General features: G+C 56.2%; 16 protein-coding genes. 10 read left to right on the top strand and 6 right to left on the bottom strand.

Annotation, left to right across the window (positions count from 1 at the left end; translation table 11 throughout):
• Positions 1 to 28 precede the first annotated feature (28 nt).
• Complete coding sequence (locus tag Q4D85_RS09915) at positions 29 to 493, top strand: hypothetical protein (protein WP_303200101.1); 465 nt, start codon at positions 29 to 31, stop codon at positions 491 to 493.
• On the opposite strand, the gene Q4D85_RS09910 is transcribed toward Q4D85_RS09915, so the two are convergent.
• A complete protein-coding gene (locus Q4D85_RS09910; protein ID WP_303200100.1) occupies positions 477 to 1,574 on the bottom strand; it encodes a glycerate kinase in 1,098 nt (365 codons plus the stop codon). The two genes, Q4D85_RS09915 and Q4D85_RS09910, sit on opposite strands and share 17 nt — an antisense overlap.
• 277 nt (positions 1,575 to 1,851) lie before the next feature.
• Between Q4D85_RS09910 and gdhA the strand changes: the two genes are divergently transcribed.
• Together gdhA and Q4D85_RS09900 are read left to right on the top strand one after the other, a co-directional pair.
• Positions 1,852 to 3,198 (top strand): NADP-specific glutamate dehydrogenase, encoded by a 1,347-nt coding sequence (gdhA, locus tag Q4D85_RS09905; RefSeq protein ID WP_303200099.1) that lies wholly within the window; start codon positions 1,852 to 1,854, stop codon positions 3,196 to 3,198.
• 165 nt (positions 3,199 to 3,363) lie between these two features.
• Positions 3,364 to 4,161, top strand: a complete 798-nt coding sequence (locus Q4D85_RS09900) for a DivIVA domain-containing protein (protein WP_303200098.1) — start codon at positions 3,364 to 3,366, stop codon at positions 4,159 to 4,161.
• A gap of 85 nt (positions 4,162 to 4,246) precedes the next feature.
• Here Q4D85_RS09900 and Q4D85_RS09895 read toward each other — a convergent pair whose 3' ends face one another.
• Positions 4,247 to 5,425 (bottom strand): hypothetical protein, encoded by a 1,179-nt coding sequence (locus tag Q4D85_RS09895; protein ID WP_303200096.1) that lies wholly within the window; start codon positions 5,423 to 5,425, stop codon positions 4,247 to 4,249.
• A 451-nt stretch (positions 5,426 to 5,876) separates the two neighbouring features.
• Here Q4D85_RS09895 and Q4D85_RS09890 point away from each other — a divergent pair, with 451 nt between their 5' ends.
• The 4 genes from Q4D85_RS09890 to mutM all read left to right on the top strand — a co-directional run bounded on the left by Q4D85_RS09890 (position 5,877) and on the right by mutM (position 10,807).
• Complete coding sequence (locus Q4D85_RS09890) at positions 5,877 to 8,459, top strand: fibronectin type III domain-containing protein (protein ID WP_303200095.1); 2,583 nt, start codon at positions 5,877 to 5,879, stop codon at positions 8,457 to 8,459.
• A 205-nt stretch (positions 8,460 to 8,664) separates the two neighbouring features.
• Entirely contained in the window at positions 8,665 to 9,195 is a 531-nt protein-coding gene (locus Q4D85_RS09885) for a DUF177 domain-containing protein (protein WP_303200093.1), read from the top strand.
• Entirely contained in the window at positions 9,192 to 9,971 is a 780-nt protein-coding gene (gene rnc, locus Q4D85_RS09880) for a ribonuclease III (RefSeq protein WP_303200092.1), read from the top strand. Before Q4D85_RS09885 ends, rnc begins: the two co-directional genes overlap by 4 nt.
• Complete coding sequence (gene mutM / locus Q4D85_RS09875) at positions 9,950 to 10,807, top strand: bifunctional DNA-formamidopyrimidine glycosylase/DNA-(apurinic or apyrimidinic site) lyase (RefSeq protein WP_303200091.1); 858 nt, start codon at positions 9,950 to 9,952, stop codon at positions 10,805 to 10,807. Before rnc ends, mutM begins: the two co-directional genes overlap by 22 nt.
• A gap of 159 nt (positions 10,808 to 10,966) precedes the next feature.
• Here mutM and Q4D85_RS09870 read toward each other — a convergent pair whose 3' ends face one another.
• From Q4D85_RS09870 to Q4D85_RS09855, 4 genes are all read right to left on the bottom strand, one after another.
• Complete coding sequence (locus tag Q4D85_RS09870; protein ID WP_303200089.1) at positions 10,967 to 11,410, bottom strand: hypothetical protein; 444 nt, start codon at positions 11,408 to 11,410, stop codon at positions 10,967 to 10,969.
• Entirely contained in the window at positions 11,407 to 11,946 is a 540-nt protein-coding gene (locus Q4D85_RS09865; RefSeq protein WP_303200121.1) for a CPBP family intramembrane glutamic endopeptidase, read from the bottom strand. Before Q4D85_RS09865 ends, Q4D85_RS09870 begins: the two co-directional genes overlap by 4 nt.
• An 82-nt stretch (positions 11,947 to 12,028) precedes the next feature.
• Positions 12,029 to 15,118, bottom strand: coding sequence for a hypothetical protein (locus Q4D85_RS09860; protein WP_303200088.1), 3,090 nt, complete (start codon positions 15,116 to 15,118; stop codon positions 12,029 to 12,031).
• A gap of 48 nt (positions 15,119 to 15,166) precedes the next feature.
• Complete coding sequence (locus Q4D85_RS09855; protein ID WP_303200087.1) at positions 15,167 to 16,042, bottom strand: hypothetical protein; 876 nt, start codon at positions 16,040 to 16,042, stop codon at positions 15,167 to 15,169.
• 126 nt (positions 16,043 to 16,168) lie between these two features.
• On the opposite strand from Q4D85_RS09855, the gene Q4D85_RS09850 reads away from it, so the two are divergent.
• The 3 genes from Q4D85_RS09850 (at position 16,169) to smc (ending at position 21,552) form a co-directional block, all read left to right on the top strand.
• Entirely contained in the window at positions 16,169 to 17,629 is a 1,461-nt protein-coding gene (locus Q4D85_RS09850) for a sodium:alanine symporter family protein (RefSeq protein ID WP_303200120.1), read from the top strand.
• 81 nt (positions 17,630 to 17,710) lie between these two features.
• On the top strand, positions 17,711 to 18,001 hold the full coding sequence (locus Q4D85_RS09845) for an acylphosphatase (protein ID WP_303200086.1): 291 nt from the start codon (positions 17,711 to 17,713) through the stop codon (positions 17,999 to 18,001).
• Between the two features lie 74 nt (positions 18,002 to 18,075).
• On the top strand, positions 18,076 to 21,552 hold the full coding sequence (gene smc, locus Q4D85_RS09840; RefSeq protein WP_303200085.1) for a chromosome segregation protein SMC: 3,477 nt from the start codon (positions 18,076 to 18,078) through the stop codon (positions 21,550 to 21,552).
• Positions 21,553 to 21,596: the final 44 nt, after the last annotated feature.

The following is a 21,596-nucleotide window of genomic DNA, read 5'->3' as shown; positions in this document are numbered from 1 at the left end:
GACGGAAAAATCGGTATGGTAGTAAGGTATGCCAAACATATGCTTTGATTGCCTGGTTCCCGATGCCGAAATTGACCAGCTTGTGGGGCGGTTTCGCATGTTGAGTGACATGCTTGCTCGTGACGAACGACTGTCGGGTGCGACCATCAGCGTGAGCGATGACCCCCAAATCGCGCCGGATATTCCGGCCCAATTACGGCAAACGTACCGGGATGAACATCGCGAGATCTTCGACAATATCGAACAAGCGCCAGCTAAGGTAGCGCAGCAACGCATGGTTGAACACGGAATATTCGACCCGGACGCCGCCCAGGTGCATCGAATCGTTGTTGCCCTTGACCACGTTAACGGCTCCGTCAATCAGATCGCCATGCTGTATTCCCGGTTGCTTACCCCACCAGCACCGATGGTCGACCCCACCGCCGTGCTTTTCGACGACCAGGCCTTAGAAATTCCCGCCAGGTATCCCTGGACGGTTATGGTAACCGGTTAAGCAGGTCAGCGATCCGATGGCCAACTTCGGTGAACTGGGCTTTCGGGTCGGCGTCGATAAGCTCAAGTACCGAAACCCCGGTCGGCGGGTTTATCAACGAGGTGCCAGTCACCACGATCGCCGGTGTGTCGCGGGCGAGTTTCAGCACTTCGCCCACCACCTTTCCGGAAAGCGATTGAGCATCAAACCGGCCTTCGCCCGTGATAACCACATCGGCATCGGCAATGTGATCGGCCAGGCCAGTCGCCTCCGCGACGATGGCGGCACCGGGCAGGATGTGTACCTGGGAGGACGTCCCGTGTAAAAGGGTCGATAACCAGGTAATACCTACCGCTAACGCGCCTGCCGCCCCCATGCCCGGTGTTGTCGGGTCGATCGCACACACCTCGCAGAGCCGGGAGATCCCGGCGTCTAACAACGCAACGTCTTCTGGTGAGGCGCCTTTCTGTGGGCCAAAAACCGCCGCCGAACCGGTCGGACCAGTAGCGGGATTGGTGACGTCGGCAAGCAAAACCCACTCCAGTGCAGCGGCCGGAATATTCAATTGCGCGGTATCAATCGAATCTAAATCCCGCAACGCCGCACCACCCGGCTGCAGCGCATACCCCGCCGCAGAAAGAGGGCTTGCCCCCAAAGCCACCAGAATCCCGGTGCCACCGTCGGTGGTTGCGCTGCCACCTAGCCCTAAAGTAACCCGCGTTGCGCCACGAGTTTGTGCGTCCGCGATGAGCACCCCGGTACCGAATGTATCCGCAGTTAAGGGACGTAAATCGTCCGAGACCTGCGGCAAACCGGAAGCGGCGGCGACATCAATATAGGCGGTGTGCGTGGTTTCATCGAAGATATAACTGGCCTCCATTAACCGGCCATTCGCATCGGTCGTGGGCAGGGTAATGCGCTCACCGCGAAAAACTGCGGCGGTGCCCTCGCCGCCATCGGCCATCGGGATAACAGTGATCTCTAGATCCTCGGCACTGCTGGTTCCCGTGACTGCGTGACGAATCCCCGCACTGATCAGCGCGGCCGCCTCATCGGCCGAAGCCGTGCCTTTAAAAGAATCTGGTGCAATAACAATGCGCATAACCGCCACGCCCTCACATAATTGAACGAAACTTAATAGACCTCATCGCAATATTCTCATGAAAATACCACGATTACTAGGCGATCTCACCTGGCGGAACGGCAGCCGCTTTGCGGTGGAACGAAGTGAATATAACCCATCTGAAATCTTATTTTATGTGTCAAAGTCGAAAAAATTTCCAACCAGATAGGTAATATTTTTTCTCGCTGTGTAAAATTACCAACCGTAAATTCGCGCAATAGCGAAACATATAAGCCACATGAGGGAAAGGAACCACATGTCCACTGTTGAAGAAAAGGTTTCTGGCTACTACGACCTCCTACTCCAACGCAATGCTGGCGAACCAGAATTCCACCAAGCGGTGGCGGAAGTCATGGAATCGCTGAAGATTGTATTAGAAAAAGACCCACACTACGCCGACTATGGTCTTATCCAGCGGCTGTGCGAACCAGAACGTCAATTGATCTTCCGCGTCCCGTGGGTCGATGACGAAGGTGTGGTCCAAGTCAACCGTGGCTTCCGCGTCCAATTCAACTCCGCTCTCGGCCCATACAAAGGCGGGTTGCGGTTCCACCCATCCGTGAACCTCGGCATCATCAAGTTCCTTGGTTTCGAGCAGATCTTCAAAAACTCCCTCACCGGTCTGCCAATCGGCGGCGGTAAAGGCGGCTCCGACTTTGACCCCAAAGGTAAGTCGGACGCAGAAATCATGCGGTTCTGCCAATCCTTCATGACAGAACTCCACCGTCACATCGGCGAATACCGCGATGTTCCCGCCGGTGACATCGGTGTCGGCGCCCGGGAAATCGGCTACCTCTTCGGCCAATACCGCCGCATGGCAAACCAGCACGAATCCGGCGTACTTACCGGTAAGGGCCTTACCTGGGGCGGTTCGCTGGTTCGCACCGAAGCAACCGGTTATGGTTGCGTCTACTTCACCCAAGAAATGATGAAGGCGCACCGCACCACCCTGGAAGGCGCAAAGGTCATCGTTTCCGGTTCCGGAAACGTTGCGATTTACGCCATCGAAAAGGCACAGGAACTGGGTGCAACCGTCATCGGCTTCTCCGATTCTTCCGGCTGGGTACACACCCCGAACGGCGTTGACGTTGCCAAGCTCAAGGAAATCAAGGAAGTTCGCCGCGAGCGGGTTACCGCTTACGTGGATGAAGTCGAAGGCGCTACCTTCCACGCCGAGGGTTCCATTTGGGATCTGCCTTGTGACGTTGCTCTTCCGTGCGCTACCCAGAACGAGCTTGATGGCGATAATGCCCGCACCTTGGCAGCCAACGGCTGTAAATTCGTGGCCGAAGGCGCAAACATGCCATCCACCGCAGAAGCCATCGAAGTGTTCCGCGAGACCGGTGTCCACTTCGCCCCAGGTAAGGCCGCTAACGCGGGCGGTGTTGCTACCTCGGCGCTGGAAATGCAGCAGAACGCTTCTCGCGACTCGTGGTCCTTCGAATACACCGACGAGCGGCTGCGTGACATTATGAAGAACATCTTCCGCACGTGCGACGAAACCGCTCGGGCCTACGGCCACGAGGGTGATTACGTTGTTGGTGCAAACATTGCTGGCTTCAAGAAGGTTGCCGATGCGATGTTAGCGCAGGGCGTGATTTAATCCGAAGCATCTGATTATTTCCCTGTAAGTGTCGCCCCGTCGGTGAGGTCATTATTATTACTGCGGCTTCACGGGCGGGGTTTCGTCGTCGAAAAGCAAAAACTTGCGCGATTTCTGCGAGCGTCACCCGGTGGCGCGGCGAATCAAACATTAAGCTTGTAAACCATGTATCGCGTATTTGAATGCCTAGATGAACTAGTTCGCAACGTGGAGCAAGCCTATGGCGTTCCCATGACCTCTAACTGCATGGTTCCCCGCAACGAAATGCTTGCGCTTCTCGACGATCTGCGAAATGCGTTACCTGTAGAGGTCGATGACGCCCAAGACGTTCTAGATAAGCAAGACCAGATTCTCGGCGACGCCCAGGACCAGGCGAATCAGCTTGTCGACAACGCCAACGCCGAGGCACACTCGCTGGTTAACCGGGCGCGGGAAGAATCCGACGCAATGCTAAGCGACGCGGAAAACCGCGCCCACGCCACCGTGGCAAAGGCGCAGGACGACGCCAATCGTATCGTCGATTCGGCGCGGCGCGACGCGGATGACACCATTAACCGGGCGCAGAAAGAAGCTCAGCGAATGATCGATTCCGGTAACGAGCAATACCAGCGCAGCATCGACGAAGGCCTGGCCGAACAGCACCGCCTGGTAAGCGAAGCTGAGGTCGTGCGCCGGGCAAACGAAGAAGCCCACCGCATTGTCGATGCGGCGCACGCCGACTCAAACCGGCTGCGGAGCGAATGCGACCAGTTTGTCGATGCGAAGCTTTCCGAATTTGAGGAAGCGCTGTCTGCGACGTTGCGTGCCGTCGCCCGAGATCGAAGCGCCCTGCGTAAAGGCGCAGGTGTGGGCGGTGCGCAGACGAATTACCGGGACCGGGCTGAACGAAGTGACCTAGGTGATTCCCCCGAGCGGGAGTACGGTCGCGGCAATACCGGATACAGCGGAGATTACTCGGACTAAGCGCGGAGACGTTTTCGCGGACAATGGTTCAGCCGCCGGACGAAGGTGTAGACGTCCGGCGGCTGAGTTTTTGGATTTTTGTGGATTAAATGCGGATGATGCCGTTGGCGCTTAGCATGTGGGCAAGCCAGCCACCTACGCCAGCGAGAACCGCAATGGCAAGTGAAATCACGGCGGTGATGATCGCGTGGAAGCTCTTTTGGTTTTTCAGCTGATCGTTAAGCTCAGCGATTTCCTTGTCCTTAGCGTTCAGCCCAGCCATGTCGGTCATCGCTTTGATTTCCGCTAACTCCTTTTGCGCAGCGGCTTTTTCTTCTTGGAGTTTTTCAATCTGCTTGAGATACTCAGCCTCGTTTTTGTTCTTAAGGTCGAGGTCTTCTATGGCCTTGGCTAGGTTGTTTTCAGCGAGTTTGGTCCGTTCTTGTGCTTCGGTGAGCGCTTTTTCGTGGTTGCGTAAGATCCCGGAAAGCTCACTAGGGCTAGGCATATCTGCCCCAAAGACTTCAAGTTTATTGCGGATAGTGGATTCAGAGGCAACGAGTTCTTCGTAGGGTGGCTGAAGTCGCGGGGTCGGAACGTCGTCGGGAAGTGGTACCACCTGCCGGTTTAAATCCTCCCGGTGAATCACGGTGGTTACTGCACTTCGGCCCTGGGAATTGCGAATGCGGTTGATGCCTAAGGTCTGGCCGACATAACCTTTTCCTGGTACCCAATTAGGTCCGCCGGAGTCACCACGGTCGGAACGTAGATCGATGGCGTAAATGAGATGCTCGCTAACCCGAAGGACGACACCGCAGTAAACCGCACGGGTGGTTGCGCCGAATCGGCAGATTTCTTCGCCTACTTCCGGTATATATGGCCGGTCGCCGGAATAGGAATTGGTGCCGCCGAACTCTGGTTTCCGCAGGTTGATATAGCCGATATCGTAAAACTGGTAGCGCAATTTCGCTTGTCGACGGGTCTCCTCGTCCTCAGCTGTCAACGATTTATCTTTGATTGAATAGCGGTGCCTGAACTGGCCGATATGGTCACCGAATTGATTGAAAGCGTGTGCCCGATCTTCAGCGCAATGCCCAGCCGTCCAGATTCGCAAATTGGCTGTGTCAATATAACCTGCGGTGCAGCGGCTGTGTCCTCTATCATCTGACAGGGTGATGAGATCGCCCTGGTTGACCGGGGCTACCGCTGCTGCCGCGGGGATTGGCAATTGCAGTGCTGTGACGACTGCGGTTATGAGGGCGCATCGGCCCAAAGATTTTTTCATGAGTGTGCTCTTCGCTATCGGCGATAGAAGACCGCCAGAACCAATAACAACAGCTAGGATATTAGAATAGCCTTACCAAAACAGGAAAATGCGAGTATCGCGGTGCAAATTTGGGGGTGCTTTATGAAGAATGCGCTGAAAAATCGATTGCGTAGTTAGTGGGGATTCCGTTTTGGCGGCACATGCGGCGCATTGGTCGGATGATGATGGGTATTTCGCGCGTTTCGGCGACGATAATCGTAGCAAATTTCCTTACAATAATTCGCAATTGTGAAGCCTGTATTAATTTGCCCCCAAAATTGGTTATTTATATTTACCCTATTGAGGGCAAATGCTAAGGTAAACCTATATTAAATCAAAGGTATCTATTTGTTTAATTTTAAAAATTCATTGAAGGTGAGCCTTGCCTGGGTTTAAGCTACTGGCGAAAAATCAACATGGAAGGAACACTATGTCATCACATATGTGGCGAACTGCAGCATTAGCGGCAGGTACATCTGTGTCGCTCATTCTCGGCACAGTTCAACCAGTGGCCTTTGCTCAAGTCGCGTCAGCGGCCGATGTGCAACAAACAACCAACATTCGGCTTCGGGTAGACGGCAATGCCATTGCTGCCGAATGGGACGCCGTCGAAGGCACCGATCACTACACCGCCGAGCTTATTTCCGTGGCAAGCGGTGCCGTGGTGGGGGAATCGTCCCATACGATTCACACCCGGACGTTCTTTACCGCCGCGGCGTCAGGGCGCTACTACGTGCAGGTCACCGCGTGGCAATCAGCAACGCAACACAGCGAGCCGGTGCGTTCCCAGGAAATTGAAATCACGGGCGAAATAACCGTGCCTGCGGCACCCGATGCGCCGGTATTTGAATTACTCGGGGGTGGCACTGCCCGGGTTCAGTGGCAGCGAAACTCCAACGGCGGCAGCGGCATAACCGGATCAGAGATCACCCTGCGCCCGCAAGGTGGTGGAGCGGACATCACGAAACTCGTGGAAGGTGAAACCAACAGCGCGGAAATTTCCGGCCTGGTGCAAGGCAAGACCTACACCGCGGTGGTACGCAATCGAAATATAGAAGGCTATTCGCCAGAATCTCAGCCTTCCGACCCGATCGTCGTCACAGCTGATCCCACCGGGCCGCAATTGACGGTCACCCCAACCAAGGTTGATGCCACAAAAGCCACCGAGTTTAAGGTCGACGGAGTTGGCTACACCGGCGGGGCAGTTGCAGAAGGGGTATTCATCGTCGTCTGGGATGCCCGCAAATGGACACCCGGCCAGCGGCCATCCACCCAGGATTTCGCGTTCAGCAGGTCATTTGTGGTTCAACCCTCCGAAATTACCGATGGGCACTTCTCTAAGAAGATCACAATCGAAGCCAATTCTTTCGACCAATCGGCTAACGCCAGCTACCTGATCGGTACGATTGCAGGCGGTACGGCAATCGGAACGGACCGACGGGTCGATAAAGCCGTGCCGTTGGAATTGCAGGCGCAACCAGTGACCAACGTTAAGGCTGCAATTGCGGAAACCGACAACGTGGTCGTGACATGGGATCCGCCAACCGCCCAGACAAAAGTCGCCGAATACCGGGTCAAGCTGTTCAAGGTGCAACCGAATGGGGAGCAAAGCTTCGTCACTCAACTATCCAGAGGCCCTCAATTCCGCGAAGCAACATTTGTCGATCAGCGCCCCGGACAGTACGTCGCAACTGTAGAAGCGAACATCTCGGAAGATTTCTGGGTGCAAAACTTCTCCACGCCGGTTCGCAGCAACGTCGTGGAAATCAAAGCACCGGAAGTAACCAAGCCACATGCGCCAACCAGCGTTACTCTTCGAGCAACTCAGATCCCAGGTCAAGCCGAAGTGCTATGGATTGATCCAGGGGATACTGGTGGAGGAAGAATTCTTGGATACCGGGTAACCTTGATTGGAGGTGCCGAACCAGCGGTGAAAGAAATTGGTGGTAACGAAACTAGCGCTCAATTTAGCGGTTTGAAAGCGGGCGTTACTTACACTGCGACGGTCGAACTGCGTAACTCATTCGGCTATTCTGATCCTTCCGCCCCGAGCGGACCATTGGTCCTCACCGAAGGGGCTGCCACCGAAGATGAGAATGTGGAAATCACCCTTGCCGATACTCGCATTGATGTAACCACGAACAGCAGCATTGAGGTAACGGGGCGGGGTTACACCGGGATTTCCGAAGTTGATCTCTTCATCGTCGAAGCCGAAACCGCCGCACCTCGGTTCGCCGCAACAAAGGTCCAAGTTGTCGACGGCAACTTCCGGCACGCATTGCGGATTCCGGCACGTACCCTCGATCCACGCAAAAAGTACACCGTTATGACTTCAAGTAGCGGTAAATACGAGGCTCGGGCGCTTTTGAAATTCAAAGATCCCGCAACCGCACAGCCTCGGTTGACTGTGGATAGCAATAAGGTCGATTCCGCTAAGAAGACTGTCATCAAGGTTTCCGGAACAGGCTACGTCGGCGACGGTGCAGCACAAGGAGTGTATGTGGTGGTGTATGACACCGCTACCTGGAAGCCTGGGCAAAAGCCATCGGCTAGAAACGCGCTAGCAGAATGGGTGCGTTCGGATGCGATTGTGGATGGCCGGTTCAGCGTCAATCTGCAGATTCCTGCCGGATCCCTGGATCCGAAGAAGAAGTGGGCGATTGGAACCTTCGCGGCACACGCGCTCTCCCAAACCGATCGGTCGCTTGATAGCAGCTTGCCGCTGGAGGTAGCGGGCACGCCGACGCCACCAACCACGACCACGACTGCAACCACAACTCCCACCACGAGCGCAACCACTTCGACGACGCCGTCGAGCACCACATCGACCACGTCGGCACCAGCGCCTAAGCCCGATCCGAAGGAGCCATCCGACGCCGGATCAGCATCTAAAGACAAAAAGACGTGGGTGATCGTCGGCAGCGTTCTCGGCGTCTTGGCCGCTATAGCGGCTGCACTTGGTGCCGTGATGACGATGTTCCCACAGTTCCTGAACGGGTTACGGCTACGCTAGTGAAACAAACATGCGCTAACAGTTAACGAGCGTAACGATAGTAAAACCACTGTTGATCCCCATGACTATTAACTCTAGGGGCAGCGGTGGTTTTCCCATGCTTAGGATTTCGCACTCATACCAGCCGAATCACCCGGTTGCCCGGATAGTCGGCCGATGGATTAATCATTGTCTTTGGCCGGGCAGGTAGTATGCTTGAATCTCGATGAATACCACAAAGAAATCTCCCTTTGTTTTTTATGTCGCCGACGTAATACGCAATGGCATTACCGACTATCGCACCCAAACCGGACCAAGCCCAACCCGTATCGGGCCGGCGATGATCGCAATCCCCGAAGACGGCGATGTCACTGTGTCCGCGACGCTTAATCCGCTCGGCGAAGCAGTAATGGTTGATGCGGATATTTCGGCCAAGCTGCAAGGAGAATGCGTGCGGTGCTTAGCGCCGCTGACTCCGCAGGCTGATCTTCACGTCACCCAGGTTTTTGCGCTGACTGAAGACTTTATCCAAGGCGACGATGCTGAGGACGAAGATGACGAACTCCCGATGGTGGAAAAAGACCACATTGACCTGCTGCAAACGGTGCTTGATGAGGCGGGCATGACGTTACCGTTTAACCCAGTGTGCCCGGATGGTTGCACAAACGAAGATACCCCGGCGCCAGACGGGGAATCGGAGAAAGCACAGGAGGAAAAGGTCGATCCCCGTTGGGCTGGTTTGGAGAAATTCCTGTGAGCAAGAAAAAGAACCGGATTACCGGAACCGAAGCGCTCGACCAGGCGTTCTCCAGCACCGATCACACACCGTTGATTCACGCGTTGGGTATCGACATCCCGGAGGATCTTCTTAAACTCGCACTCACGCACCGCTCTTTTGCCAATGAGAATGGCACGTTGCCGAACAACGAACGATTGGAGTTTTTAGGCGACGCCGTTTTGGGATTGTCGGTGGCAGGGCAGCTTTATGCGCAATACCCAACCCGGGCGGAAAGCGACATTTCCAAGATGCGGGCGAGTATTGTTTCCCGTTACGGCTTGGCCGATATAGCCCGGGAGATCAACTTAGGCGAACATATTTTGCTGGGCAAGGGGGAGTTGATTACCGATGGTCGCAATAAGGATTCGATCCTTGCGGACACCACGGAGGCGCTGTTAGGTGCGGTTTATTTGGCACACGGTTTTGAACCTGCCCGTGCCGTGGTGTTGCGGCTGTTTAAAAACAAGATTGATACCGCTTCAGCAACCGGGCTGCACCAAGACTGGAAGACCGCCCTGCAGGAACGCCTCGCGGAATACAAATTACCCATGCCGGTCTATGAAGCCACCTCGGTCGGCCCGGAGCATGAGCAATTATTTACCGCCACGGTTTCCGTGTGCGACAAAGTCATCGGCGTTGGGGAAGGAACTAATAAGAAGCTGGCGGAACAAGCTGGCGCCCACCAGGGATTGCAAAAGCTCAACGATCCGAAGACAAGGGCCGAACTAATCGCATGCCAGAACTCCCAGAAGTAGAAGTTGTCCGCCAGGGCTTAGAGCCACACGTGGTGGGAAAAAGCTTCCGCGATATTGATGTGCGACACCCGCGTGCAATCCGGGGCGTCGATGGCGGCGCGGGGCAGCTCATCGCCGCTTTAGCAGGGCAGAATGTGCAGCAGGTTCGGCGGCGGGGCAAGTTTTTATGGCTAGAGCTGGGAAATTCCACCCCGGATCAGCCGTGTGTAGTGGTGCATCTGGGCATGAGCGGCCAGATGCTCATTAAAGATGTCGACGCGCAGCCAACCACGCACGCGCGAATTTGCACCACGCTTGACGACGCCACCCAGCTGTGGTTCGTCGACCAGCGCACCTTCGGGTACTGGTTACCAACGACGCTTGTCGACGCCGGGGCGGGCGTCGTCCCACGCACAATCACCCATATTGCCCGGGACTTATTAGACCCGGAACTCGATATGGACAAGCTCAGCAGACAGATTTCAGCGAAGAATTCCGAGATTAAAAAGCTGCTGCTTAATCAGGAGATCGTTGCTGGTATCGGCAATATCTACGCCGACGAAATGCTTTGGGTAGCGCAAATCCATCCGCGTACACCTGGATCGAACCTTTCTAAGAAGAAAATAACGCTCCTTTTGCAAGCTGGCCAAGCCGTCATGCGGGCCGCATTGGAGCAAGGCGGCACCAGCTTCGACGAGCTTTATGTTAACGTCAATGGCGAGTCGGGGTATTTCGACGTGCGCCTCAACGCCTACGGCCAACATAACAAGCCGTGTGATCGCTGCGGAACAGAATTAGTCAAAGAGAAATTCACGAACCGATCGAGTCATTTCTGTCCTCAGTGCCAACGGCTTTAGTAACGACCAATTGGACGAATGAGGCTAAACAACGAGGAAGAAACAACCGCTCGGGTTTGCTATTTGGTCACCGATAATTAAATTGCGTCCTACTGATTCTTCGACTGTAGCGAATAATGTTCGGATGCGGAAGCAGAACGAGGCTCTGATGAGGCTGCATTACGGTTGGGCATATGCCCGAACCAGGAACTCTAATTCTAGGTAGCCTGCCATAAGCTGTGGATCATCATCGTAATGATCCACGGCATCGAGGAGCAGAATGAGGACATCAACGCAGTGGCCGGGGTCGTTGCTGGTTAGAAAGCTTTTGTAGTGGTTGAGCGCGACTAGGAAAAAGAACGGCTCCGGTTCCATATTGCCCGGATCAAGATCGCCCTTATCAATGCTTTCGAGCCATGCCGCAATGTCATCGATGGTGGCGGTGGGAAAATCAGCGGCTGCCGCGCGAAGACTGGCGTGAGCTTCTTTCGTTAATTGATAGTCCTTGTCACCTATCAGGGCAGCTAATGCTGATAGCGCAGCACGGGCAGTGGACGTTAAATCCGAGGCGTCAGCTGCATCAGCCCAGGCGATCGCTGCTTGTTCAGCATGGTCGTACGTCATGAAATTACAAATCCAATCAAGACATTCGTTAGCACATGAATGATCACCCCAGGCAGAATCGACCCGGATGTGTACCGCAGCCATCCTAGCACCCACCCGATTGCGAATTGAAGCGGTAGGAGGGGCCAAAATCGCAGGTCGACGCTCACAAGTAGAACATGGGGGAGGAAGAACAACACCGATTGGATGAGGTTGGCAACCAGAAAGCTGAAGCGTCGAAAAGCAACGCCTGCGATCAACCCGCGGAAGAAAAGTTCCTCCCCAGCGGCCAGCAACACGACTGCGATTCCGGCGGCAACGCTGGTGATCCGGCCGAATGTGGTGCCGGTGCTATTAAGCAGTTCTGTAGGCAGTAGCTTCAGGGCACCGACGCTTAGGGCGAAAAAGACAACGAAGATGAGCGCCGCATAGCCGTAACTTCGCTTGGAGCCCGGCTGCAACCCGAGAGTGGCGCACACATCGCGGGCGGTTGTCTGCGGTTTTCGTACTTGCACCAGGAAATAAATAATGACCGGCACGCACCATAAAGCTAACATCGCCACGATTCTCACCTAGATTCAAGCTGCGTCTTTTGCCCTCAATTCTAGCGAAGAAAAATATTCACACAGGCTAGATGTGTCACAGATCCTCATAACGCGGACCATCCCCCTGCCTGCACCGATCCCACGCTTTCTGGAATAAAACGTGCAGCGGCACGAGTGGCGGGCAACCGGGAACAATAGGCCGGGTTTTATCACTTTTCCACAGCGGATACAGCGAGGCTTTCCACGCTTCCATGGCGGGGCCGGTGGGGCTTTTCCCAAGCCACCCGCCGGGGAGGAAAACGCTGCGGCCAGCGGTTGCCCGTTTGGCGGTTACGACCAGCTGCCGTCGGCTAAGCTCCGCCTCGGCGGCTTCCAGTTGTTTCTTCGTCCAGCCGTTCCATCTTTTAACTTCTGTGTCGGTCGGATGTGAAAGCGCGAGTAACTGAAGGTAATACTGGGCAGCGGTGGGGGAGAGCTGCAATTCGGCTTCGACATCCCGTACCACGCCGGGTGCGGACACCAGGGGATTTTCCGCGAACCCGTCAACGGAGGTACCGGTGCGCAGATGTGCCACTAAGTCTCTAAGGTATCCTTCGGACACCAACCTGGGTGAATGTATCTCTGCCTCGATGCCGCGCCGAACTAGCTGGTCATAGGGTGCTCCCAACGCAATGGTCGAAGAACCCGTGGTGTAGTTGGCGAAACTTTCGATCCGATCTGCGAGCACCGTGGCGCATTCGCTTCCGGCGGGAACTAGGTGGGCAATATGGACATAAAACTGAAAAAGCTCGCCTTGGTGAATGCCGCCATTACGCTCAAATACATAATCACGACGAAACGCAGCTTCCGGCGTCCACTGGAGAACCTGTCGTACGATCGGGATGGCAAACATGTCGTCGGTGACGTGCAGCCATGGCAGCCCCCACATCTGCTGCCATAACTGCACCATGCGGGTGGTATCAGGGCCGTTATCTGGGTATTTATCCCGCCAGCCAGCCGCCAAGAGCTTGTGGAACGTGTGCCACAACGACCTATTGGCATCCCATAAGTGGCTCATTTCGGTGGCGGTTACGCTAAGTAAATCTTGGTCGGCCTTATCCCACTTCACGTGGTAACCAGCAACCGATGCTGGTGAAATTCCGCTCAGCGCCAGCCGCCACAACCCCGGATTAATAGGCGTCTCCGACGCCAACCGATGGATAGTGGGTTCGAACCAGGGAGGTTCGCCAGAACTGTCCAGTTGCCTAATCCGGTCGATGGCGGCGAGAAACTCATCTCGGGCGATGAAACCATCGACAACATCGGTTTTCTTGATAGCTGGTGTAATCCGAACATAGCCAAAGTCGTAGCGTAAAACGGCGCGGTGGTTATCCCACACATTGCTGGTTGGGCGGCCATCCGCGGTTGATTTGGAATAGTATTCGCCGACCCAACAGCCTAGTAACCCAATCCGGGCAAGCCAGGAAAAGAAATCGCACAGCTCGGCGCGGGTCTTGGAATCCACAAGGGGGCTGGCCAATCTGCTGAGAATCGCGGTTTCTTCCTCAAACATAAACCGGATGATTTCCCGCCCCATCCTCCGATCCAACCTGCCGGATTCTTGTGGATTGCTCAGTACTTCGGCCAGACCTGCAGCGTGTTGACAAGCCTTATCCCACGGCGCATCCACATCAATCGCGCGGAACAGAAAACGTAAGGCCAACCGCGATTTTTCGCTGACTGCTGGGAAGTCCCCACCTGTTACGTCTTTGCTTGTCGATGCTTCACGAGGGGCCGATTGCGCCGAGTTATTCCCCTTCACCGGTTGTCCGTGATGTTCAGCGCGTCTGTCCTGTAACCAGGCAGAAATGCGTGACTGGTCGTCGGCGCTGAATTTCTTCGTTTCAGCTGCAATCGGGTAGCCCAATCCGGATAGACTCTTAGAAAGAAGTTCAGAGTGTCCAGAGACAGAAAGCAATGCCGCAAGATCCCGGGTGCCGGTTTCAAGCCACAACGCGAAAGAGATCGCTTTCGGTTGACGCTTGGCAGGGCGCGGCTGCCACCGAACTCCCACCGCGAGCAAAGCATCGAAATAGTCCGGATTAATTCCCCACACCGGGGTGGTGATGCGTTGCCCGGCAAGTGCCGGGCCGTGGGTGTTTATCAGGCTAAAGATGTCCGGAATGGGTGTGCTTAATATGTCTGGTCTGTGCCTGGCAGTAGTAAAAATCATCTGTAACCAGTCCCGACACGCCTGGTCGTCGGAAAGCAACTGCTGCCAGATTTCGCTGCGGCGCAGAACGAAAACGTAGTCCGGAAATTCCAACCAATGGGGGATTTCCTGGACAAATATATCGCTAACTCGGTGCGGAATCGTGGGGGCTTCTATTAAACCTCGTGCTACCTGCCGGGTGACGGGACCAGGAGAGTGCGCTAAACCGTCGGTGGCGGCGAGCGACAACGCTATTTCTCGGTTGGCCTCAGCTTTCGGTAATCCAGCTGCTTCTGCTAACAGTTGCAGCTGGCGCAGTGACTGCTGTCTAATGGCCGTGCCCGCCTGGGCTTGGGTAGAGATCAACGCTAACGCATAGTTGTAGGCAATCGATGCTGGGTGACGGTGTGCTGCGTTTTTGATTTCGTCGATGAGGATATCGTGGGAAATGACCCCATAATGCGCAAATTCCCTCAATGCCTGTTCGTGTCGTTCCGGGTGAATGTCGAGACTGTGGGTGCATTCAATGGTGCGGGCTTTGGTGAAAAACGACGCCGCGGCTTTGGCATTACCGCCGGCGACGAAGAACCTGGCGACGTCCTCAAGAAACGACGGAAGAAAATGCGGCGCGGAACTATCTAGGTAAGATACGACATCACCGATGCGAGTTTTAACCCGGGCAGTCAACTGGGGTGCTTGCCGACGCAACCACAACAGGTGGTGCGCAACCGCCACCGCATGATGGGCGTTTTGTGGATCGATATGGATCGCCCATGCGGGAAACCCCGTGGTGGTTGTCGCGGTAAATCCCACCGCCGTTTCTGGGTGGGCGGCGGTTAATCCCAACACGCCGAGCATTTCCACCTCTGCTTCCACCAATGGCTGGGGGATAATGCGCACGACCGGATCTGCGAAATGCGGTGAGCTAAAACGCACGGTTATCGCCGGAACCAAATGCGGTTTGGGGTGATGATAAAGCGCATGGGTGATCATGTGCTCAAGCCTTTCGATGATACTGGTTAGGGACTAAACGCAGGTCATTTACAGCGGTGGGAATTGATCCGCGAATGGTTCTTCCGTGGGGTCGAAGGTGGCGCAGCAGCTTAAGAAAAACAGCGGGACTGTTTCATCTTCACCAAGAAAAACTAATCGCTCAAACAACGTATGAAAGCCACAATCAAAGTTTTTCAGCAACAGGTGGATTTTCCACAGGATTTCCGCTCCGGTGAGATGACCGTCATCGGCTGTGATCTCCGCGATGAAGGTGCATTCTCTCAGTGATGGGTTTGCTTCGCCCAGGAGGAACCGACCATCGGTTACCTCCCACACGTTCGGCTGGGATGCGTCTGCGTTAACGGATAGCAGGGCGGGGGAGGGTGAGGTGTCGGTCGGCAACCACGCCCGAAACTGCAACCTGAGGCGGGGAAGCGTCGAAAAGCGGGGTGGTAGATCGAAACACGGCGGTGGTTGGTGACATTCGGCGTGCCCCCGGGAAATCTCGGCGACGAAACTGTCCTGGTCGGTGATGAGGTCGTTGGCGGCGGTTTCTGCGAAATCCACCACGATGGTGCGAAGCAGCGAATCGGACGGCAGCTTCACGAGGCAGTCATCCAACAGTGCGCGCCGGTCATCGAAACTAATCTCCGGTGGATTCGTGCTGAGCTCCACGATATGGACAAACGCCTGCATTGCTGGGGATAGTGGCCTGCCAAGGGTCGACTGCGCCATGTCGATTTCGGCTAAAAGGGAGTATATTTCGTGGGAATATCTTCCAGGATCGTCCGGCGCTGCCGTCAACGTTTCCACCATTCGGTGCGCTATCGCAGCGACTTTGGGCTCAAGTTCCTCATCGATCAGTGCAGTGACCGCGGCGGAGCGGGTAATCGTGTGAACATACCGCGAAAGATCTGTGGGCATAACTATGCAGTCTAACTACCTAGCCGGCACTACATATGGATAAATATGCTATATCTCACCTGCTGTATTTCTTTTCAGTGAGTAAAACAGTTCTGGAATGCAGATGTGACCGGTATCATCACTGGCATGGAAAAACTTGAGGAGTTCGTGACTAAAACAGTTAACGACAATATTTGGACCGTCATCCCGTATCTGCTCATCGCAGCGGGACTATATTTTGGAATCACCACCCTGGTCGTCCAGATTCGGATGATTCCGGAAATGTTTCGCTCCGTCGTCGACCGTGGCGGCGAAGTCAAAAGCGATGCGGAGGGAATCTCCTCATTTAAAGCCTTCACAATATCAGCGGCATCCCGCGTGGGAACCGGTAACGTCGCAGGCGTAGCCGTCGCCATCACCCTTGGCGGACCCGGCGCGGTGTTCTGGATGTGGATGATCGCACTACTCGGTGGCGCGACCAGCTTCGTGGAAGCCACCCTCGCCCAGTTGTGGAAAACCAAAGAAGGCGACGGCACCTATCGCGGTGGCCCCGCCTACTACCTCACCCGCGGGTTAAACGCCAAGTGGCTCGCCTACGTCTTTGCGGTTGCGATCACCGTTACCTTCGGTTTTGTCTATAACGCCATCCAGTCCAATTCCATCGCAGAATCGGTCGCTACCTCCGTCGGTTTCGACTCGCCGACCTTCAAATTCGTCATCGGTGTCGGACTCGCTGTGATGACCGGCATCATCATTTTCGGCGGCGTGCACCGGATTGCGAATTTCACCCAGGTTGTGGTGCCGGTTATGGCGGTGCTGTACCTGATCGTTGGCATCATCGTGGTGGTCATGAATATCACCGAAGTGCCGGGGATGTTCAAGGAAATTGTCTTCCACGCCTTCGGCTTGAAGGAAATCGCCGGTGCCACCGTGGGTGCGGCCTTCATGAACGGTATGCGTCGTGGTTTGTTCTCCAACGAAGCAGGCCAAGGTTCGGCACCGAACGCCGCCGCTACCGCAACCGTTTCCCACCCAGTCAAACAAGGCCTCGTGCAAACCCTCGGCGTGTATTTCGATACCCTCCTGGTGTGCTCGCTCACCGCATTCATCATCTTGCTCGGTGATCCCGCCGTCGGCGAAGGAGTCTCCGGTGCGTCGTTGACCCAAGAGGCATTGGCCGGTCAGGTCGGTGCGTGGGGCATTCACTTCGTCACGATCATTCTGTTCTTCCTGGCATTTAGCTCGATCATCGGTAACTACTACCTTGCCCAAGCCAACCTTGAGTTCTTCACTCAGTCCGCATTAGTGATGACTGGGTTCCGTGCCTTCGTCATGCTGTGCGTTCTCGGCGGCGCGATCGGGTCGGTGCCGCTGGTGTGGGCATTGGGCGACACCTTCGCCGCAATCATGGTGTTTATCAACCTGATCGCCATCATCCCGCTGGGCGGGGTTGCGGTGAAATTGCTCAAAAACTACAACGAGCAAAAACGCAAGGGCTTGGATCCGATCTTCCACCGCGACATGCTTCCCGAATTAAAGAACGTCGAATGCTGGGACGGTTCCGATGCAGTGTGCCGCCGGGGCGGAAAGATCATCACCGAGGTCTAAGCAAACTTAGGAACTATTGTGGTCGGTAGTGGGATAGTTCTCACCACTACCGACCACAGTAACAAGCAAAGGTAATCAATCATGGCTGACGTTCGACTCACCGCATGGGTACACGGCTACGTCCAAGGCGTGGGATTTCGCTGGTGGGTGTACGGGCAAGCGAAAGAGCTCAAGCTTTCGGGTTCCGCCACCAACCTTGTCGACGGCCGGGTGTGCGTCGTCGCCGAAGGCAGCCAAGAAGATTGCGAGCAATTGCTGCACCGGCTCGAGATACCCGACGCAGTGCGCACCTACCGCCGCCCCGGATCAGTAGAACGGGTCATACACCAATGGAACCCGGCGCGCGGATTAACCGACTTTGTCATCCGGTAGATTTACCGGCCGTTGCGCCAGCCTAACCGTGGTGCTCCACCGAAACGTCCGCACCCTTTGCTACAATCCCACGGGTGTATTTGAAGTCGCTGACGCTTAAAGGGTTTAAGTCCTTCGCTTCCGCGACGACCCTAAAATTCGAGCCCGGTATCTGCGCCGTTGTTGGCCCCAACGGCTCCGGAAAATCCAACGTCGTCGACGCACTCGCCTGGGTGATGGGGGAACAAGGTGCGAAAACGCTGCGCGGCGGGAAGATGGAAGACGTCATTTTCGCAGGCGCTGGTGACCGTAAACCGCTCGGCCGGGCGGAAGTAACACTCACCATCGACAACTCCGACGGTGCGCTCGACATCGCCTACAGCGAAGTCTCCGTGACCAGGCGCATGTTCCGCGACGGCGCCAGCGAATACGAAATCAACGGCACCAAAGCCCGGCTCATGGACATCCAAGAGCTCCTCAGCGACTCCGGCATCGGGCGGGAAATGCACGTGATCGTCGGGCAGGGGCGGTTGGCGCAAATCCTCGAATCCCGCCCCGAAGACCGTCGGGCGTTCATCGAAGAAGCGGCCGGTGTGTTAAAACACCGCCGTAGAAAAGAAAAAGCACAACGCAAACTGGTGAGCATGCAGGCAAACCTGGACCGGCTCAGCGACCTCACCGCCGAATTACGACGCCAGTTGAAACCGCTCGCCCGGCAAGCGGAGGCGGCGCGCCGGGCCGCGACGGTGCAGGCGGATGTGCGGGATGCGCGACTAAAGCTGGCTGGCCACCGATTGGTGGAACTGCAGGAGGCGTTGGGCAGCGCCGAGTCGCAGGCGCGTATGTTGTTGGAACAGGTTGAGGACGTCACTGCTCAATTGGAAACCGCGACCGAGACGCAGGTATCGATTGAGGACGAACTTGAGTCGGTGGTGCCGCAGGCGGAACACGCGCAGCAGATTTGGTTCGAGCTTTCGTCGTTGGTGGAGCGGATTTCCGCGACGATTCGGATTGCGGCGGATCGGAAGAATAGTTTCCAGGAAACTGCCTACACCGGGCCGGATCCGGATGAGTTAGTGGCCAAGGCGCAGCGGGCCGATGCCGAGTATGAGGAATTGGCGGCCCAAGCCGCGATTGCGGCGGAGCGGTTGGAAAGCATCCAAGAGGAGGTCTACCAGCGCGAGGCCATTGCCCAGGAGGCGGATCGGGAGCATTTGGCGCAAGTGCGGGCGATTGCGGATCGCCGGGAGGGCGTGGTTCGGCTGCTGGCGCAGGAAGAATCCGTTCAGGCGCAGCTAAAGGCAGCGAAAGAAGAGGTTGCCCGCCACGATGAGTTGCTGGAATCGACGCTGGAGCGCACCCATGTCGCGCAGCAGGAGGTGCGGGACTGCGTCGACCAGATTAATGCGGTGACTCTGGAATTGGAGCCGCTTCGGGATACACATATCCGCAGCGTAGCGGAGGCGGAAGCGGCGGAAAACCGGTTAGACCAATTACGCGATGAGCAGCGGGCCTTGGAGCGAAACGTTTCGGGGTTGCAGTCGCGGATCGACACGCTGAGCCAACAGGTGGGGCAGGAGACCGTTCCGATTTCTGAGGTGCTTGATGGGGCCGACTGTACTTCCGTTGCGCACTATGTAAAGCCGAAACCGGGTGCTCCGGCGGGCGTCGACAAGGCGTTGTCCGCTGCGCTGGGTAGCTGTGCGGAAGCGGTCGCTGGTTCGCGCTCGCTTTTCGACTTTCTTAAGGCAGCCACTGCTATTCCGCGTACCGCGGTGGTTATCACCGACTCCGCTACCGGTGTGTCCGATTGGCATATTGATGCCACCCTGCCAGGTGCAGCACAGTGGCTTTTGGAGCATGTTTCCGTCGACGAGGCCGTGCGGTCGGCAGTGTATCGGATGCTGGCCGATGTTGTTTTCTGCTCCACGCTTGACGACGCTGTGGCCGTGGTCACCGCCGACGAACGGCTGCGGGCGGTCACCCCGGTCGGGGAGATCGTGGGCCATAACTGGGCGGAACTAGGCCAAGGAAGCCGTTCGCCGGTGGAACTTGCCGCCGAGATCGATGCGGACGCGGCGACACTAACCGAAGCCCTCCAGCAATTGACTGGGCTGTCGGCAACCCTCGAAGGCGCGAAACAAACAGCCGCCGAAAGTCGGGTAGCTGCAGCTGGTGCCACCAGTGCGCTGCGGGAGCAGGAAGCAGTGTTAGAACAGCTGCGGAAAGACCAGTCGCGGCTGGAAGCCCAGTATCAGGCCAATAAAAAAGAACATGAACGCACCGCTCACCAGGCGGTGCAGGCGGAGCTGCGGGTAGCCGAGCTATCAGAGTCTTTAACCGAGGTCACCGACCGATTGGCGCGGGTTGAATCCGACGTGACGGACGAAGAACCCTCCACCCACGCCCGCGATGAAGCGGCGGCCGCTTTGGCGCAGGTCAAAGCGATGGAAATGGAGGCGCGGCTCAACGTTCGGACTACGGAGGAGCGGGCGGAGGCTATCCGGGATAAGGGCGATAATCTGCGTCGACAAGCAGAACACGAGCGGGCCGCCAAAGCCCGGCACGAACAGGCGAACAAGCGGCGGCGGCAACAAGCCGAGGTTGCCGAGGTGGTGGAAACGTATGCCCGGGATCTATACGCCCGTACCGCTGATGCCACCGAGCGCGCTACCGCCAACCGTGATGAACTTCATCAGCAACGAACCGGATTGCAGTCGAAACTTTCAATCGCCAAGGATTCGGTTAATGCGCTTCGCACCCAATTGAATCGGCTGACCGATACCGCCCACAATTCGGAGATAGCGCGCAGCCAGGCGCAAGTCCGGCTGGAGGAGGCGCAGGCCAAATTGGTGGAGCAATTAGGGGTTCCGGTTGCCGACATCATCCGCGACTACAGTCCCGGCCCGGATTTCGATCTGGCGGAAGAAACCGCGCGGTTACAGCAGGCAGAAAAGGACCTATCGGCGCTCGGCAAGGTGAATCCGCTGGCGCTGGAGGAATTCAAAGCGTTGGAAGAGCGCTACGAGTTCTTAGCAACCCAATTGGCCGATGTGGAGCAGGCCAGAAAAGACCTAACCGACGTGATCGAAGAAGTCGACGCGAAGATTCTGCAGCTTTTCACCGATGCGTGGCATGACGTGGAGGCGGAATTCCCACAGGTCTTTAGCACGCTGTTTCCGGGCGGCGAGGGGCGCTTGGTTCTCACCGAGCCGGAAAGCATGCTTACCACCGGAATTGAGGTGGAAGCGCGGCCGCCGGGGAAGAAAGTGAAACGATTATCACTGCTATCTGGTGGTGAGAAATCGCTCACAGCTTTGGCCATGTTGGTTGCGATTTTCCGGGCCCGGCCGAGCCCGTTCTATGTGATGGACGAAGTGGAAGCCGCGCTTGATGATGTCAATCTGCGGCGGCTGATTGCGCTGTTTGAGCAGCTCCGTAAGGATTCCCAATTGATCGTTATCACCCACCAGAAACCCACGATGGATGTGGCCAACGTGTTGTATGGCGTGACGATGCGTGGGGACGGAGTGACCCGGGTGATTTCGCAGCGCATGAACCCGTCGTCTTAAGTTGACTCTTAGCGGAACCAAATAATACATTCGGTGCCTACTGT

The sequence above is a fragment of the Corynebacterium sp. genome (assembly GCF_030532965.1).
In the GTDB taxonomy this organism is placed as follows: Bacteria; Actinomycetota; Actinomycetes; order Mycobacteriales; family Mycobacteriaceae; genus Corynebacterium.
The sequence above is the reverse complement of the archived record's forward strand: the minus strand, read 5'-3'. Positions and strand labels throughout refer to the sequence as shown.

What these genes read in the sequence shown, in the direction of transcription:
- Q4D85_RS09850 (WP_303200120.1), top strand. Translation starts at nt 16,169, where the DNA reads ATGGAAAAACTTGAGGAGTTCGTGACTAAAACAGTTAACGACAATATT.
- Q4D85_RS09910 (WP_303200100.1), bottom strand. Translation starts at nt 1,574, where the DNA reads ATGCGCATTGTTATTGCACCAGATTCTTTTAAAGGCACGGCTTCGGCC.
- Q4D85_RS09900 (WP_303200098.1), top strand. Translation starts at nt 3,364, where the DNA reads ATGTATCGCGTATTTGAATGCCTAGATGAACTAGTTCGCAACGTGGAG.
- Q4D85_RS09885 (WP_303200093.1), top strand. Translation starts at nt 8,665, where the DNA reads ATGAATACCACAAAGAAATCTCCCTTTGTTTTTTATGTCGCCGACGTA.
- Q4D85_RS09895 (WP_303200096.1), bottom strand. Translation starts at nt 5,425, where the DNA reads ATGAAAAAATCTTTGGGCCGATGCGCCCTCATAACCGCAGTCGTCACA.
- Q4D85_RS09860 (WP_303200088.1), bottom strand. Translation starts at nt 15,118, where the DNA reads ATGATCACCCATGCGCTTTATCATCACCCCAAACCGCATTTGGTTCCG.
- Q4D85_RS09855 (WP_303200087.1), bottom strand. Translation starts at nt 16,042, where the DNA reads ATGCCCACAGATCTTTCGCGGTATGTTCACACGATTACCCGCTCCGCC.
- Q4D85_RS09915 (WP_303200101.1), top strand. Translation starts at nt 29, where the DNA reads ATGCCAAACATATGCTTTGATTGCCTGGTTCCCGATGCCGAAATTGAC.
- Q4D85_RS09890 (WP_303200095.1), top strand. Translation starts at nt 5,877, where the DNA reads ATGTCATCACATATGTGGCGAACTGCAGCATTAGCGGCAGGTACATCT.
- gdhA (WP_303200099.1), top strand. Translation starts at nt 1,852, where the DNA reads ATGTCCACTGTTGAAGAAAAGGTTTCTGGCTACTACGACCTCCTACTC.
- mutM (WP_303200091.1), top strand. Translation starts at nt 9,950, where the DNA reads ATGCCAGAACTCCCAGAAGTAGAAGTTGTCCGCCAGGGCTTAGAGCCA.
- Q4D85_RS09870 (WP_303200089.1), bottom strand. Translation starts at nt 11,410, where the DNA reads ATGACGTACGACCATGCTGAACAAGCAGCGATCGCCTGGGCTGATGCA.
- Q4D85_RS09865 (WP_303200121.1), bottom strand. Translation starts at nt 11,946, where the DNA reads ATGTTAGCTTTATGGTGCGTGCCGGTCATTATTTATTTCCTGGTGCAA.
- Q4D85_RS09845 (WP_303200086.1), top strand. Translation starts at nt 17,711, where the DNA reads ATGGCTGACGTTCGACTCACCGCATGGGTACACGGCTACGTCCAAGGC.